The sequence below is a fragment of the Streptomyces sp. genome (genome assembly GCF_035644915.1).
Taxonomy (GTDB): domain Bacteria; phylum Actinomycetota; class Actinomycetes; order Streptomycetales; family Streptomycetaceae; genus Streptomyces.
In genome coordinates, this window is the sequence record NZ_DASQNP010000165.1 from 1 (window position 1) to 15,880 (window position 15,880).

Consider the following 15,880-nt stretch of genomic DNA (forward strand, 5'->3'; position numbering starts at 1 on the left):
CGGCTGCCCGGAAGGGGAGGGCCCGGAACCGGTCGGGAACGGGTCAGGAGTGGGTCAGCACGCGGCGGAGTCCGGACCGGTCGTTGATCCCCAGCTTGCGGTAGGCACGGCCGAGGGTGTTGTCGACGGTCCGCACCGACAGTCCGCACTGGGCCGCGATCTGCTTGCTGGTGTGTCCCCCCGCGGCCAGCAGGGCGATCTCCCGCTCCCGCAGGCTGAGGTCCGCGGCCGGCGACAGGGCCGCCAGGGGCGGGGTGGCCGCGCCGGGGCAGCGCTGCTTCAGGGCCAGGGCCCGGACGGTGGCCTGTTTCGCGGCGGAGTCACCGGCCGGGGTGCCGGACGCGGCGAAGGCCCGGGCGGCCTGGGCGAGGGTTTCGGCGGCGAGCAGCAGGGCGCCCAGGCCGGCCCACTGGTCGGCGGCCGCGGTCAGTGCCCGCCCGTCGCGGAGGGCGAGGGCCCGGGCGTGAGCGGCGCGGGCGGCCGCGAAGGCCCCCTGCCCCCGGTCCGCGAGGGTGACCAGCAGGTCGGCGGCGTCCTCGGCTCCCCACCGCAGCAGGTCGTGCTGGAGGACCGTGGCGGCAGCCGGCTCCCCGGCCGACAGGGCCTGCTCGACGCCGGTGCGCAGGGTGTCCGCCGCCGCGCGGTGGTGGCCCTGGCAGTGCAGGGCCCAGGCGTGGGCCCGCACGGTGTCCGCCTGGCGCAGGGGGGTGGCGGGGTCGGCGGCCACGGCGGCGAGGTCGGCCGACGCCGGACCGACCCGGCCGGCGCAGGCGTCGGCGAGGACGAGACCGGCCAGGGCCCGCTGCTCGGCGAACCGGTGGCCGTACAGGTGCGCCTGGGCGCGGGCCTCGCGGAAGTGGGCGGCCGCGTCGGCGACCCGTCCCGCGTCGAGGGCGATCCTCCCGCGCACCCAGCCGAACCAGACCACGAGGGCGGGTACGGGCGAACGCAGCAGGGCGTCCAAACCCTCGCGCGCGGTGCGGTCGGCCTCGTCGATGCGCCCGGCCTCGAGCTGGGCGGCCGCCAGGAGGTAGAGGCTGCGGGCGGGGTAGTACACGGCGGTGCGTTCGGCCAGGGCGGTGTGGGCGGCGTACACGGCGTGACCGGTGCGGATCGCGTCCTCGGCCCGGGCCTGCCCGAGTTCGACACGGAGGCGGGCCTGCAGCAGCAGGACTCCGCCCGGGGTGGGCCGGGCGGAGTCCTGGGCCGGCCAGGAGCCGAGGACGCCGTGGGCCTGCGCCGTACGGCCGGCGGCGGTGAGCAGGGTCGCCTGCCAGGCGGCCAGGGCGGGGGAGGGACCGCGGCGGCGGGCGGCCTCGTCCAGGACGGCCAGGGCACGGCCGAGGTCACCGGGGCCGTAGAAGAGGTTGACGGCCAGTGCCAGCGCGGCGGCGTCGATCTCCGGCCCCCGGGCCGCCTCGAAGGCGCTCTCCAGGACGGCGATCCCCTCGGTGAACTCCCCGCGCTGGCCCAGCGCCTCGCCGAGCATCAGCCCGGCCTGCGCATGGGGGCCGTGGAGCAGGGCGGCGCGGGCCAGCCGGCACATGGTGTCGACGTCGTCGGCGTTCAGGGCCAGGGCGGCCGCCCGCACCAGCAGGGACGGGTCGGCGGTACCGGTGGCGTCGAGTTCCCACCGGGCCAGGGACAGCACGTCCTCGGCGCGCCGGGCCCCGTGGCGGCGCACCCGTGCGGCCTGGTCGAGGAGGAGTTCGCGGGCGCGCAGCCGGGTGATCCCGGCGCGCAGGAACTGGGCGTCGAGGGGGTGCGCGAGGGCGACGCGTTCGCGGCGGCCCTCGACGCGGGCGACGATCAGCCGCCGTTCCTCCAGTTCGGCCAGCCCGGCCGCCGTGACGTGCGCCAGGGCGTCCCGCAGCCCGATCGGCCCGGCCACGGCCAGCAGCTCCAGCAGGGTGTGCTGGGCGGGCGGCAGGGAACCGAGCCGTTCGTCGTGGGAGACGGCCGGTGCGACGGGCGCGAGGGGCCGTGCGAGGCACCACACCCCGTGGACGCGGACCAGCCGGTCCTCGGCGAGCGCCGTGCGCAGCACCTCCCGCATGCACAGGGGGTTGCCCTGCCCGGTCTCCCACACCGCCCGCAGCGCCGGTGCGGCGATCGGTCCGCCGACGGCCGCGCGCAGCAGTTGCCCGCTGTCCCCTTCCCCCAGCGCGGACAGCGGGACGTGCCGCAACCGGTCCTGGCGCCACAGGGAACGCAGCACGTCGGGCCAGTCGGCGCCGTCGGGCAGCGTCGCCGTCAGGAAGACGGTGTTGTCACCGAGCAGCAGGCAGAGCAGTGCCAGTGAGGTGTCGTCGAGGTGGTGGACGTCGTCCACCACCAGGACGGTACGGGTGCCGGTGTCGGCGCGGTGGGCGGCCATGCCGCGGCGGACCTCGTGGAGGAACCGGGCCGTGTCCTCCACGTACGCCGACGAGGGCAGCAGGGGGGCCAGGGCCGACAGCGGCAGGGGCCGGGCGGTGTGCGTGGCCTGGACGCGTACGGTGCGGTGGCCGCCGCGGCCCCCGGCCCGTGCCAGGAACTCGTCGGCCAGACGACTCCTGCCGACCCCGGGCGGTCCGCTGATGACGGCCGCCCGGCAGTCGGACCGTCTCAGGGCCCGCTCCAGCGCGTCCAGCTCCCCGGCCCGGCCGGCGAACGGCAGGCCCTTCCCCCATGCGTCGGCGATCATGTTCTGTCCCCCGTGGCAGCAGGCGTGCGGCCCCCTGCCGCGCGCCCCTCCCGCGCACGAGACTGCCAGCCGGCGCACCGGGCGCAAGGGCGTCCCGGAGGCTTGACCGGAAACGATCGTGATGTCGTCCGGCCGGAACCGGGCCCCACCGGAGGGTCCGCGTCCGGAGGGCGGTCCTCCGCACCTGGGGCAACGCCCGCGCCGCAATGGAGTAGCCGACTGCTCTATGCCGGGGACCGCGCAGCGCACAGGGTAGGGGCTGCGCCGGGACGCGCCGCTCCTCGGCCCGCCGGCGCTCGACCACCAGTGCTCTTCCAAGGGGGAAGAAGATGAGTAGGCGTTCCACCATGTTCCGCCGGGTCGCTGCCACGGCTGTCGGCCTCGGGGCGGTGTTCGGGACGGCGGTGCCGGCGGCCGCGGCGGCGGAGTCGGCCGCGCTCGTGCCCGGCGAGCTGTACAAGGTCCAGTTGCTGACCCTCCGCTGCGTCAACATATCCGAGAGCGGCGAGGACGAGGTGTACCTCAAGCTCGACGGGGGAGTGGTCGTGCCGACCTCGAAGTGCACGGAGCGGGGCACCGTCGACTACAGCAACATCGACCCGGAGCGGTTCATCTTCGAGGGCGGCGTGCCCCTGGCGGTGGAGCTGTGGGAACAGGACACGGACTACCTCGACCCGGACGACAAGCTGGGCACGTTCGAGCTCAACGACAGCCGGGTCGGCAGCACCAACATCGCCAGGATCACCAAGAGCGACGACTACAGCTACACGCTCACCTACCAGGTCCTGCCGCTCGGCTGAGCCCGCGCCGTCGAGGACGCCCGCGTCTCGCGGGCGTCCTCGCCACGGGCGCAGCGGCCGGCCGTCCCTCCCGGGGACGGCCGGCCCGGGCGGGCGGCGGCTCCGCGGAGCGGCTGCGGCCGGTGTTGACACGCAGACGATGCCCCTCGTAAATGGGAGCGCTCCCATGTCCGTGTCGCCGACGCCCAGGAAGGCCGCGCCGATGCCCACACCACCGACCTCCACACCACGGGCCCGCCGGAGACCGGGCCGCCGCGTATGGCGGCTGGCCACCGCCCTGGCGGGGTGCCTGCTCGCCGCCGCACTGCCCGGCACCGCACACGCCCAGCCCGCGGCCCCCTCCGGCGGCTCCGCCCTCCACGAGGCGGAGGACGGCGAGTTGCGGGGCGTCACCGTCGGCTCCTCCGCGCCCGGCTTCTCGGGCACCGGGTACGTGGAGGGCTTCGACGCGGCCGACGACCAGGTGACCATCACCGTTCCGGACAGCCCGGGCGGCCTGTACGACCTGACGGTCCACTACCGTGCGCCCTACGGGGCCAAGGTCACCTCGCTGCTGCTCAACGGCAAGGGCGCGGGCGACGTCCCGCTCGCCGAGTCGGACGTCTTCACCACCGCCGACGCCGGCCGGGTCCTGCTCGAACCCGGCGAGAACACCGTCACCCTCCGCAGCAACTGGGGCTGGTACCAGATCGACGCCATCAGCCTCAGCCCCACGCCGCCGCGCGGCCCGCACCGGGTCGGCGGCGTCCCGGTGGACCCGCAGGCCACGCCCGAGGCGCGGTCCCTGCTGCGCTACCTCGCCGACAACTACGGCGAGCGCACCCTCAGCGGCCAGCAGGACATGGCCTCCATCGCCTGGCTCGAGGAGAACGTGCACCGCGCCCCGGCCATCGCGGGCCTGGACATGATGGACTACTCCCCGAGCCGGGTGGAGCGCGGCACCTCCTCGCGGGAGGTGGAGAACGCCCTGGCCTGGCACGAGCGCGGCGGCGTCAACGCGTTCGTCTGGCACTGGAACGCCCCCGCCGGACTGATCGACGAACCGGGCGGCAAGGAGTGGTGGCGCGGCTTCTACACCGACGCGACCACCTTCGACGTGGCCGCCGCCCTCGCCGACCCCTCCTCCGAGGAGTACCGGCTCCTGCTCCGGGACATCGACGCCATCGCCGCCCAGCTCTCCCGGCTCCAGGACGCGGGCGTCCCCGTGCTGTGGCGGCCCCTCCACGAGGCGGAGGGCGGCTGGTTCTGGTGGGGGGCGAAGGGCCCGGGACCGGCCAAGGAGCTGTACCGGCTGATGTACGACCGGATGGTCCACCACCACGGCCTGCACAACCTGCTGTGGGTGTGGAACTCCCTGGACCCCGCCTGGTACCCGGGCGACGACGTGGTCGACGTCGTCAGCGCCGACACCTACCCGCCCGCCGGCGACCACAGCCCCCAGAGCGGGGCGTACGAACGGCTGGTGGAGCTGGTGGACGACACCAAGCCGGTCGCCCTCAGCGAGAACGGGCCCATCCCGGACCCCGACCTGATGCGCGCCTACCAGGTGGACTGGAGCTACTTCACGACCTGGAGCGGCGGCTTCGTCAACGACGGCGTCACCAACTCGCGGGAGCACCTGGAGCACGTCTACCACCACGAGGACGTCATCACCCTCGACGAGCTGGGCGACGTCACCCGCCACGGGGGCTGCACCGCCGACTGGGAGGTCCTCGGCGACTGGGACGACGGCCGGCTGGTCCGGGTCACGGTCGCCAACGACGGCGAGGAGCCCCTGTCCGGCTGGCGGGTGGGCGCCAACCGCGCGGCCGGCGTGCCGCTGGACGGCCACTGGAACGCCCGGCTGGAGACCACGGAGACCGGCTGGTCGGCCAGGTCCCTCGGCTGGAACGCCGCCCTGGAGCCCGGCGAGGAGACCTCCTTCTACCTCGTCTGGGGGGCCGCCGGTCCGGCGGCGCTGTCGCCGTCGCTGAGTTGCCAGTCCCGGTAGGCCCCCTCCGGCGGGGTTTCCGGCCCCGCCGGAACCTCCGGCACCGACCTTCGCCGCCCTCGACGGCTGCACGCCGGCACGAGGACGGCGAAGGGCGCACGGGAGTCACGAGACGCGCTGCCCCTTGCCCAGCGCCACGACGCCGTTCTTCGAGACGGAGTACAGCTCCCGGTCGCGCTGCGGGTTCACCCCGATCGTGGCGCCGGGCGGCACGTCGACGTACTTGTCCAGGATCGCGCCCCTGACGACCGCGCCGCGCCCCACACGGACGTGGTCGTGGAGGACGGAGCCCTGCACCACCGCCCCTTCCTCCACCACCACGCCGGGCGAGAGGACCGACCGGGTGACCTGGCCGCGGATCAGGCAGCCCGCGCTGATGATGGACTCGCCGGCGAAGCCCCCGGCGCCGAACCGGGCGGGCGAGAGCTGGGCGGAGTGGGTGTAGATGGGCCAGTCGCGGTTGTACAGGTTGAAGGCGGGCCGCTCGGCGATCAGGTCCATGTGGGCGTCGTAGTACGCGTCGAGGGTGCCCACGTCACGCCAGTACCCCTGGTCGCGGGCGGTCTCCCCGGGGACGTGGTTGTCGCCGAAGTCGTACAGTTGCGCCTCGCCGCGCTCGGTGAGCATCGGCAGGATGGAACCGCCCATGTCGTGCGCCGAGTCCTCGTTCCTGGCGTCCTCGTACAGCGCCTCCACCAGGGCCTTGGTGGTGAAGATGTAGTTGCCCATGGAAGCGAAGATGCGGTCGGGGTCGTCCGGGAGGCCGGGCGGATCGGCGGGCTTCTCCAGGAAGCCCTCGACGGTGCGTCCGTCGGCCCCCGGCGTGATCACGCCGAACGACGGGGACTCGGCGCGCGGCACCCGGATTCCCGCGACGGTCACGCCGGCACCGCTGTCGATGTGCTGCCGGAGCATCTGCCGCGGGTCCATGCGGTAGACGTGGTCGGCGCCGAACACCGCGATGTGGTCGGGCTGTTCGTCGTGGACCAGGTTGAGGGACTGCAGGATCGCGTCGGCGCTGCCCAGGTACCAGCGCGGGCCGAGCCGCTGCTGCGCCGGGACGGGCGTGACGTAGTTGCCGAGCAGGCTCGACATCCGCCAGGTGGTGGTGATGTGCCGGTCGAGCGAGTGCGACTTGTACTGCGTCAGGACGCAGATCCGCAGGATGTCGCCGTTGACGAGGTTGGACAGCACGAAGTCGACCAGGCGGTACGTCCCACCGAAGACGACCGCGGGCTTGGCGCGGTCGGACGTGAGCGGCATCAGACGCTTGCCCTCACCGCCGGCCAGCACGATTCCCAGCACCGAAGGTCCGCCGCGTCGCATCGCCGCCCCTTTCCCGCCGCCCGAGCCGGCGCATTCCTCCTGCCCGCTCCGCGGCCGTCTACGCCCGTCCGGGCCGTCCCGCCGTCTGCCGTGGCCGTACCCCTCCGGGGCGGCCTCGTACACCTCGGCGGCGCGCCGCGCGGCCGCGCCCCGGCCGGCCGCGCCGACGGTCCGCTCCCGTCCGGCCGTGCCGCCCTCACCGAAGCGGCGAGCAGCCGGCTCGCCGCGCGTCGGCCGCACCAGGAATCTGTAAAGGTTGGGTATGTACCAAGTAAATTCTTCGCCGTCAAGACTTGCGTAAGCGTCAGTAAGCGCATTGATCCGGACATCAAAAGGATTCACCTCTCGGCTTGAGGGGCGGCGTCTGACAGGCTCTCTCCCGGACAGGACATCGGAGCGAAAAGCGCCGGATGTCCTGTCTGTCTGATCGCTGTTCCTGCTGGCACAACCGGCATTTCCACAAGGAGAGCGTCAGTGTCGAAGCTCGCGCGTGCGGCCGGGAGCAACGCCGCCCCGGCGGACGGGGCCCTCGCTCCGGCCGTCACCGCCGCCCCCGCCGCCTTCTCGCACGACCACACCCGCACCGGCCGGGGCGGTCCGGGTCGCGGGGCGGCGCGCGCCGGCCGCACGCGGGTGCCCGGCGGCACCCGGCTCCGGAACCCGCGGACCGCACCGGCCCACAGCCGTCCCGCCCCGGCCGTCGTCCAGTCGGCCGGGACCGGCGTCCGCGCACCGTCTCCGGGTGCCCGCGGCTGACCCTCCCTCCCCCGACCTCTCCGCGCCCCCATGGCGGAGCAGGTGTGAGGAAGCCGGTCGGCGGCAGGACGCCTCCCCTCGCTCCCTCCGAGGCCTCCTGCCCTCAGCCGGCCTGTCACCGAGCCAACTCAGGAGCCCACCATGAACCCGAACGCCCCCCTCGATCACGAGAAGGAGTTCGAGCGGGCCTGGACCGATCCGGCCTACGTGCCCTCGGAGCTTCCCCCGCTCGACGTCAACCAGGTGATCGCCGATCACTACCGCACCACCGAGCCCTTCACGATGACCCGCACCATGCTGTGGGACATGGAGGTGCGCAAGGCCCGGAACCCCGACCGCTACCTGCCCTCCGTCATGCGCAAGGGCAGCGTCAGGATCTGGGGGGAGCAGCCGGCGGACCGCGACGGGGTGGAGACCTTCGTCCGTGCCTCGCTGCAGCACCCGTGGCTCGACCCCGTCCCGTACGGCCTGGTCCTGGAGCAGGTCCGGCTCGACCCGGCGGCGCAGAAGGTGACCTTCATCGGGGCGGCGGAATCCGTCGACGACGAGGGGAACCTGGTGAAGGCCGACACCATCCAGCCCCTCTTCCACGTGGAGCACGCGGTCGGCGGGACCGAGTCGCGGCCGCTGTCCCTGTGGCGGGTGGCCAACCTCACCGACGACCGGACCACGCGTGAGGGTCTGATCAGCCACTTCTCCCGGCTCGCGGACGAACCGTGGCTGTACGAGTACATCGAGATCTACATCCGCGAGGACCTGCAGGTGAACCTCGCCCGGCGTTCCTCCGAGTGAGTCCGCGTCGGGCCACCGTCCGGCCGGTCAGGGCCGGGCGGTGGCCCGCCCCCGTACGCGTCGGGCCCGGCCGCGCAGCGGAGGCGGACGCCCGGGGAGCCGGGCCGCGTCCTGGGCCGGCTGCGCGCGGAAAGGCGGCGCCGTGCGGGGCGGTGCGCCGCGTCCGGCCCGACCGCGCTCCGTACGGCCTTCCGTGGACGGCTGCCGGTGCGGGACCTTCCCGCACGGCCCCGAAGGGGTGGCCGCGGAGACCCCGCCGATTGACGGATTGGCGTCCGCTTCCCGTGGGCAGGGAGCCTGAGGTGTGTCATGCACACGCCTTCCTTTCCCCCACAAGGAGGTCGACCATGCACGTCCGCGCGCTCGTACGCGGTCTCGCCGCCGCCCTGGCGGTGACCTTCCCCCTGGTGGGCGGCCAGGCCACCGCCGCCCCCGCCACCACCGAACACCGCGCCGCCGCGGCACGGATACTCACCTACGACGCAAGCGCCTCCGCGGAGTTCAGGGCCGCCGTCGACCGGGGCGCGGCCATCTGGAACGAGAGCGTCGACAGCGTCGAACTGCGGCCGGTCGCGGCCGGGCAGCGCGCCAACATACGGATCCTGGCCGACAACGGCTGGCCCCGGGCCCTCCCCACCACCCTGGGCAACGGAACCGTCTACATCGGGCGGCAGGCCGTCGACCAGGGCTACGACACGGTCCGGATCTCCGCCCACGAACTCGGCCACATCCTGGGCCTGCCGGACCGCAAGCCCGGCCCCTGCTCGAGCCTGATGTCCGGTTCCAGCGCCGGGACCGCGTGCAAGAACCCGTATCCGAACGCGGCGGAGAGGGCGGAGGTCGAGGACAACTTCGGTGGTGCGTTCTCCTGGCCGGCGGGAGTGCCGCGCAACGCGGTGATCGTGGACTGACGCGCGGGCGGAGGAAGCCCGTGGCCGCGCGTACGGCGGACGCCACCCGGACGTGCCGGCCGGGAGCGGCGCGGAACCCCTCGCCCGGCCGCGCCGCCCGCCACCGCTGACAGTGCCGGGCCCCGGAGCCATCACGGCTCCGGGGCCCGGCGCCGCATCCGCCGCATCCGCGGTGACGGGCCGGCGCCGCCCGGCGCCGGCGCTGCGCCCCCCAGGGCGCGGTCGGGTACCGGGCGGTCAGGAACCGGGCGCGCCCACCCCCTCACGCTGCCGCGGCCTGGCGAGCCGGCTGTGCCCGCGCCCGTACAGGAAGTAGATCAGGAAGCCGGCCGCCATCCAGATGGCGAACCGCAGCCAGGTCTCGGCCGGCAGGTTGAGCATCAGCCACAGCGAGGCCGCCACCGACAGCAGCGGGATCCACGGGACCAGGGGAGCGCGGAAGGCGCGGTGCAGGTCGGGGCGGGTGCGCCGGAGGACGAGGACGCTGAGCGCCACGACGACGAAGGCGAAGAGCGTGCCGATGTTCACCAGTTCCGCGAGCTCGGTCAGGCTGGTGAAGCCGGCGAGGGCCGCGATCAGCACGCCGAGCAGGATGGTCGGCCGGTGGGGCGTCTTGAACGTCGGGTGGACGCGGGAGAAGAACCGCGGCAGCAGCCCGTCCCGGCTCATCGCGAAGAAGACGCGGGTCTGCCCGAGCAGCAGGATCATGCAGACGGTGGTGAGGCCGACCGCGGCGCCGAAGCTGATGACACCGGCGAAGAACGGGTGGCCGGTCTCCTTGAACGCGTTGGCGAGCGGGGCGTCCACGGAGAGCCGGGAGTAGTGCTGCATGCCGGTGACGACGATCGAGACGGCGACGTAGAGGACGGTGCAGATGAACAGGGAACCGAGGATGCCGCGCGGCAGGTCCCGCTGCGGGTTCCTGGTCTCCTCCGCCGCGGTCGCCACGATGTCGAAGCCGATGAAGGCGAAGAAGACGATGGAGGCGGCCGTGAAGATGCCCATCACGCCGAAGTTGGTCGGGGCGTAGCCGAACAGCACCTGGATGAGGGGTGAGGCGAGCCCCTCGCCCGCGGGCACCTGCTGCGCGTCCGGGATGAACGGCGAGTAGTTGCGGGCGTCGACGAAGAAGGCGCCGGCGATGATGACGATCAGCACCACCGACACCTTGATCACGACGACCAGCGAGGTGACACGGGCGGACAGCTTCATCCCCAGCACCAGGATGGCGGTGAGGACCAGGACGAGGAGGGCGGCGAGGATGTCGAAGCTGAAGCCCTCGGCGGCGTCGGGTCCGCGCAGCCCCTCGGGCAGTTGCCAGCCCGCGTTGTCCAGCAGCGAGCGGACGTAACCGGACCAGCCGACGGCGACCACGGCCGTGCCCAGGGCGAACTCCAGCACCAGGTCCCAGCCGATGATCCAGGCGGGCAGCTCGCCGAGCGAGGCGTAGGAGAAGGTGTACGCGGACCCGGCCACCGGCATCGTGGAGGCGAACTCCGCGTAGCACAGGGCCGCCAGTGCGCAGACGACACCGGCCACCACGAAGGCGATCGCGGTGGCCGGTCCCGCGGTCTCCTTCGCGACCGCGCCGGTGAGGACGAAGATCCCGGTGCCGATGATGACGCCGACGCCGAACACCGTGAGGTCGAGGGCGGACAGGGACCGTTTGAGCGCGTGCTCCGGCTCCTCGGTGTCCGCGATGGACTGCTCGACCGTCTTGCTCCTGAAGAGGCCTCGTGAGCCGTTCCCGGCGTCCGGTCCCTTTCCGTATTGCGTACTCACCGGCGCACCTCCGCGTTCGTCGTGGACCCATGATCGGGACCACGGTGGTCCGGAGCGGCGCCGTACGGGTGGGTTCACGCGGATGGGCCGGTCGGACCCACCCGTACAGGTGCCCCGGCCGACCCGCGCCATGCGCCGCCCGGTCCGGTTTCGACCGGGAGGACGGCGGCTTCCGTAGGGCCCCGGGGACGGAGGGGCCCACCGGCCGCCGCGGGGTCCCGCACGGAGCCCGCGCGGGACCCCGCCGCCGCTACGACAGCAGCTCCACCTCCGCGAGCGTGCCGCCGGAGCCGTCCAGCACCAGCCGGTACTTCCGGTAGGTGCCGGGGGCGTCCACCGTGAACACCCGGGTCTGCCGGTCCCAGGCGAACGACTGGCCGGTGCGCCGGTCCAGGTCCGTCCACCCGGTGCCGTCCGACGAGCCCTGCAGCACCCACCCGGAGGGGGCCTCGGCGCGGCCCGCGGAGGTCAGCGTGTACTGCACCGCCCGCACGTCCCCGTCCACCGGCAGCTCGACCGTCCCGGCGGCCGCGGTGGTCGCCGAGGAGTCGTCGAACAGCGGCCCGGAGCCGGTCAGGGCGTCGTCGCGGGGCGCCGGGACCTCGTCGCCGCGGGTGATGGAGACCGGACCCGCGTTCTCGCCGGTGCCCCACGCGGAGGGCCTGGGGCCCATCTCGAACTCCAGCACGCCGCCCCTGGCGAGGACCGAGTGGTCGATCGCCGTGGACGACCAGCGCTTGCCGTTGACCTTCAGCCCCTGCACGTAGATGTTCTCCGCGCTGTTCCTCGGCGCCTTGACCACCAGCGTGCGGCCGTTGTCCATGCGCACGGTCGCCTTGGTGAACAGCGGCGAGCCGATCGTGTACTCCCCGCTGCCCATGACCAGCGGGTAGAAGCCGAGCGCGGAGAAGAGGTACCAGGCCGACTGCTCGCCGTTGTCCTCGTCGCCGTGGTAGCCCTGCCCGATCTCGCTGCCGATGTACAGCCGGGAGAGCACCTCGCGGACCTTCTCCTGCGTCTTCCAGGGCTGCCCGGCCGCGTTGTACATGTACGTCACGTGGTGGGCGACCTGGTTGCTGTGCCCGTACATGCCCATCCGCACGTCCCGGGCCTCGGTCATCTCGTGGATGACGCCGCCGTAGGAGCCGACGAACTCGGGGGAGGCGGTCTCCGGGGTGGCGAAGTAGGTGTCCAGCTTCTCGGCCAGGCCCCTGCGCCCGCCGTACAGGTTGGCCAGGCCGCGGGAGTCCTGCGGCGCGGTGAAGGCGTAGCCCCAGCCGTTGGTCTCCGTGTAGTCGTGGCCCCACACCCGCGGGTCGTACTTCTCGGAGTCCACCCGCCAGTCGCCCTTCAGGTCGCGGCCCTGGAAGAAGCCGGCCCTGGAGTCGAACAGCTTGGTGTAGTTCAGGGCGCGGTTGCGGAAGTACTCGGCCTCCTCGGCGTACCGCTTCTTGCCGGTCCTCTCGTGCAGCGCCCTGGCCATCTCGGAGATGCCGTAGTCGTTGAGGTAGCCCTCCAGCGACCACGACAGGCCCTCGTGGGTGGCGGTGGAGGCGTAGCCGAGGAACGTCGAGGTCTCCATGCCCTTGCGCCCGACGCCCGAGGACGGCGGCACCACGGTGGCGTTCTTCAGCGCCGCCTCGTACGCCGCCTCCGCGTCGAAGTCGACGCCCTTGACGTACGCGTCGGCGAACGCGACGTCCGAGGAGGTGCCGGTCATCAGGTCGGCGTAGCCGGGGGAGGACCAGCGGGAGATCCAGCCGCCGTCCTTGTACTGCTGGACGAACCCGTCGACCAGCTCGCCGGCCTTCCCCGGGGTCAGGAAGGAGTACGCCGGCCAGGTGGTCCGGTAGGTGTCCCAGAAGCCGTTGTTGACGTAGACCTTGCCCTCGACGATCTTCGCGCCGGTGTGCGTCGGCGTGTCCGGACCGGTCTGCGGCGAGAACGGGCTGGCGTACTTGTAGGTCCCGTCCACCTTCTCGAAGCCGGAGTTCGGGTACAGGTACAGCCGGTACAGGTTGGAGTAGAGCGTGGTGAGCTGGTCGTGGTCGGCGCCCTCCACCGTCACCCGCGACAGCAGGGAGTCCCACTGGGCCCGGGCGTCCCTCATCACCTCGGCGAAGGAGGTGCCGGCCGGGATCTCCTGCTCCAGGTTCTTCCGGGCCTGCTCCACGCTGATCAGCGAGGTGGCCAGGCGCAGCTCCACCCTCCGGTCCCCGCCCGCGTCGAAGCGCAGGTGGCCGCGGGGGCCAAAGGACGCGCCGTCGGTCACCGGGGCGTCGAAGACGCCGTACACGAACAGGCGCGTGGCGCCCGTCGACAGGCCGCTCTTGACGTCCGAGTACCCGGTCACCACCCCGTTCTCCTCGTCCAGGGTGAGCCCGGCCGCGGTGTCGGAGACGTTGTCGAAGACGACGCTCGCGTCGTCGCCCGGGTAGGTGAAGCGCATCAGGGCGGCGTGGTCGGTCGGCGTCATCTCGGCCTTCAGCCCGTTCTCGAACGTCACGCCGTAGTAGTGCGGTCTGGCGGTCTCGTTCTCGTGCCGGAAGGCCAGCGCCCGGCCCTCGCGCGAGGTGTCCGGCGTGCCCCCGGCCGCGGACGGCATGACCTGGAAGGTCTGCCGGTCGCCCATCCACGGGCTCGGTTCGTGGCTGGCGCTGAACGCCTGGATCTCCGGCAGGTTGTCGTCGTTGTTGGCGCGCGCGTAGTCGTACAGCCAACTGGTGGAGGCGGCGTTGGTGACCGGGGTCCAGAAGTTGAAGCCGTGCGGGACCGCCGTGGCCGGGAAGGTGTTGCCGCGGGAGAAACCGCCGCTGGAGTTGGTGCCGCGGGTGGTGACCGCGTAGTCCGACACGTGGGCGGGCCGCTTCGGCGGGGCCTTCGGGGCGATCGACACGTCGTCGATCCAGCCGCGGAACTTCGCCGGGCCCTTGGGCGAGTCGTAGGCGACCAGGACCCGGTCGACGACCTTGCCCGCGGCCACCGAACCGATCCGGGACTCCTTGTGGTTCCACTGGTTGACGTACAGCGTCTTGGAAGCGGCCTGGCCCTGCGGGGTGAGGAGGGCGCCGTGCTGGTCGACGGCCCTCAGCCCGCTCAGGTACGTGCCGTCGGTGAACGCCAGGTCCACGGCGACGTGCGTGGCCGGGTAGTCGAGGTCCGTCTCCGGCATCGACGGGAAGACCCGGTAGGACAGCACGGTGTCCCGCCTGACCGCCGTGTTGACGTCGAAGACCTTGTTGTACGAGTAGGCGCGGCCCTCGCCCTCGTGGGTGCCGGAGTAGCGCAGGGCCCGCGTGCCGGTGAAGCCGGCGTTGGCCTTGGCGGTGGGGGAGCCCGTCGGGCCGCGGTCGACCTGGCTGCGCATGTCGTCGGGGGTGGGCTCGGAGGTGTCGCCGTCGGAGAACTGGACCTCGGCGAGCTGGGTCAGCCCCGCGCCGGAGTTGGCGGTGATCTCCAGGCGGTAGTGGCGGAACGCCTCACCGGCGGAGATGTCGTACGTCCTGGTCTGGAGGCGGTCGGGGAAGTCCTGGTCCTCGCGGGTGTCGAGGGTCGTCCACTCCTCCCCGTCCGCGGAGCCCTTCAGCGTCCAGTCCTTCGGATCCCGCTCCTGTGCGTCATTGGCGGAGGTGAGCGCGTACGTCACGACCTTGACGGGTTCGTCGAAGTCGAATTCGAGCCAGGCGGTGGACTCGAAAGCGAGCCACTTCGTCGTCTTCTCACCGTCGACGAGGTTCTCCTTCACCTCGCCGGCGGCGGGGTACTCGGCGCTCGCCCGGACCTCGGTGATCCGGTCGCTCACATTGCCCGGGATGCCGCTGGCGTAGCCGCCGTTGACGCCGGAGGCCCGCTTGGTGCCGTCCGGGCCGGTCTCGACGGTGTTGCGCCAGTCGGGCTGCGGCTCGCCGCTCTCGAAGGAGGAGGCGAACTCCCGGTCGGGGGCGGCCGGTTGGGCCGGCAGGGCGACGGCCGATCCGGGGACGGCGACCGCGAGGGCGAGGGCCGCCGCGGCCACTGCGGCCGCGGGTCCCTGCCCGTCCCGGAAACCGTGCCGGGGTCTTCTGCGCTGCGTACGGGGCATACGAGGCTGGCCTCCTCAGCCTAGACAACGTTGTCATAGGTGCCTTTGCACTGAACAGTAGGGAGGCAAGTGCAGGACGGTGTCAAGGGTGCTGACGGGGCGGACGGGAAACGGCCGGGATCACCGCCCCGCCGGCCGGGCACCGTACCGTTCGACGCCGACGGGCGGACCCGGCCCGGACCGGGTGATCCCGGGCCGGACCGGATTCGCCTGCCGGTCAGCTCGACAGGCCGGCGAACATGCCGGGCTCGTACGAACCCCCCGGGTTGTGCACGATCACGTTCATCCGGGTGGCCGCGTTGATCAGGGAGACCAGGCAGACCAACGCACCGACCTGGTCATCGTCGTAGTGCTTGCGCACCTCGGCCCAGGTCTCGTCGGACACGCCGTGGTCGCCGAGCCGGGTGCCCTCCTCGGCCAGCGCCAGCGCGGCCCGCTCGGCCTCGGTGAACACGGTGCTGTGGCGCCAGGCGGCGACCAGGTTGAGCCGGAGCGCGGTTTCCCCGGCGGCAGCGGCCTCCTTGGTGTGGACGTCGACACAGAAACCGCAGCCGTTGATCTGGCCGACCCGCAGCTCCACCAGCTCCCGCAGGGCCTTCGGCAGCGTCGACTGCTCCAGGACCGACGAGACGGTGTAGAACCGCTTGGCGATCTTCGCGGCGGTCGGGCTGTCGAACAGGTTGAAACGAGGTTCCATGCCTTCGTCCTCACTCGTGGAGTCGTGCGCCGCGCGGACCGTCCGCACGGCATCGTGAC

Annotated in this window: 9 protein-coding genes; 4 read left to right on the forward strand and 5 right to left on the reverse strand. The window is 72.8% G+C overall.

The window, feature by feature from the left end; genetic code table 11:
• Positions 1-43: 43 nt before the first annotated feature.
• On the reverse strand, positions 44-2,686 hold the full coding sequence (locus tag VE546_RS18600) for a helix-turn-helix transcriptional regulator (protein ID WP_324923745.1): 2,643 nt from the start codon (positions 2,684-2,686) through the stop codon (positions 44-46).
• 329 nt (positions 2,687-3,015) lie between these two features.
• Between VE546_RS18600 and VE546_RS18605 the strand changes: the two genes are divergently transcribed.
• Both VE546_RS18605 and VE546_RS18610 read left to right on the forward strand, forming a co-directional pair.
• The gene (locus VE546_RS18605) at positions 3,016-3,486 is read left to right on the forward strand and encodes a hypothetical protein (RefSeq protein ID WP_324923747.1); all 471 of its coding nucleotides are present in this window, start codon (positions 3,016-3,018) and stop codon (positions 3,484-3,486) included.
• A 202-nt stretch (positions 3,487-3,688) separates the two neighbouring features.
• Positions 3,689-5,476, forward strand: a complete 1,788-nt coding sequence (locus VE546_RS18610) for a glycosyl hydrolase (protein WP_324923749.1) — start codon at positions 3,689-3,691, stop codon at positions 5,474-5,476.
• A gap of 105 nt (positions 5,477-5,581) precedes the next feature.
• Here VE546_RS18610 and glgC read toward each other — a convergent pair whose 3' ends face one another.
• Positions 5,582-6,802 (reverse strand): glucose-1-phosphate adenylyltransferase, encoded by a 1,221-nt coding sequence (glgC, locus tag VE546_RS18615; RefSeq protein ID WP_324923796.1) that lies wholly within the window; start codon positions 6,800-6,802, stop codon positions 5,582-5,584.
• Between the two features lie 897 nt (positions 6,803-7,699).
• On the opposite strand from glgC, the gene VE546_RS18620 reads away from it, so the two are divergent.
• Both VE546_RS18620 and VE546_RS18625 read left to right on the forward strand, forming a co-directional pair.
• Positions 7,700-8,350: a hypothetical protein gene (locus VE546_RS18620; RefSeq protein WP_324923751.1), complete on the forward strand. Its 651-nt coding sequence runs from the start codon at positions 7,700-7,702 to the stop codon at positions 8,348-8,350.
• A gap of 347 nt (positions 8,351-8,697) precedes the next feature.
• Complete coding sequence (locus VE546_RS18625; protein WP_324923753.1) at positions 8,698-9,261, forward strand: snapalysin family zinc-dependent metalloprotease; 564 nt, start codon at positions 8,698-8,700, stop codon at positions 9,259-9,261.
• Positions 9,262-9,498: 237 nt separating this feature from the next.
• On the opposite strand, the gene VE546_RS18630 is transcribed toward VE546_RS18625, so the two are convergent.
• The 3 genes from VE546_RS18630 to VE546_RS18640 all read right to left on the reverse strand — a co-directional run bounded on the left by VE546_RS18630 (position 9,499) and on the right by VE546_RS18640 (position 15,821).
• Positions 9,499-11,043, reverse strand: a complete 1,545-nt coding sequence (locus VE546_RS18630) for an amino acid permease (RefSeq protein ID WP_324923755.1) — start codon at positions 11,041-11,043, stop codon at positions 9,499-9,501.
• Between the two features lie 250 nt (positions 11,044-11,293).
• Entirely contained in the window at positions 11,294-15,124 is a 3,831-nt protein-coding gene (locus VE546_RS18635) for a GH92 family glycosyl hydrolase (RefSeq protein WP_324923757.1), read from the reverse strand.
• Positions 15,125-15,341: 217 nt separating this feature from the next.
• On the reverse strand, positions 15,342-15,821 hold the full coding sequence (locus VE546_RS18640) for a carboxymuconolactone decarboxylase family protein (protein ID WP_324923759.1): 480 nt from the start codon (positions 15,819-15,821) through the stop codon (positions 15,342-15,344).
• Positions 15,822-15,880 lie beyond the last annotated feature (59 nt).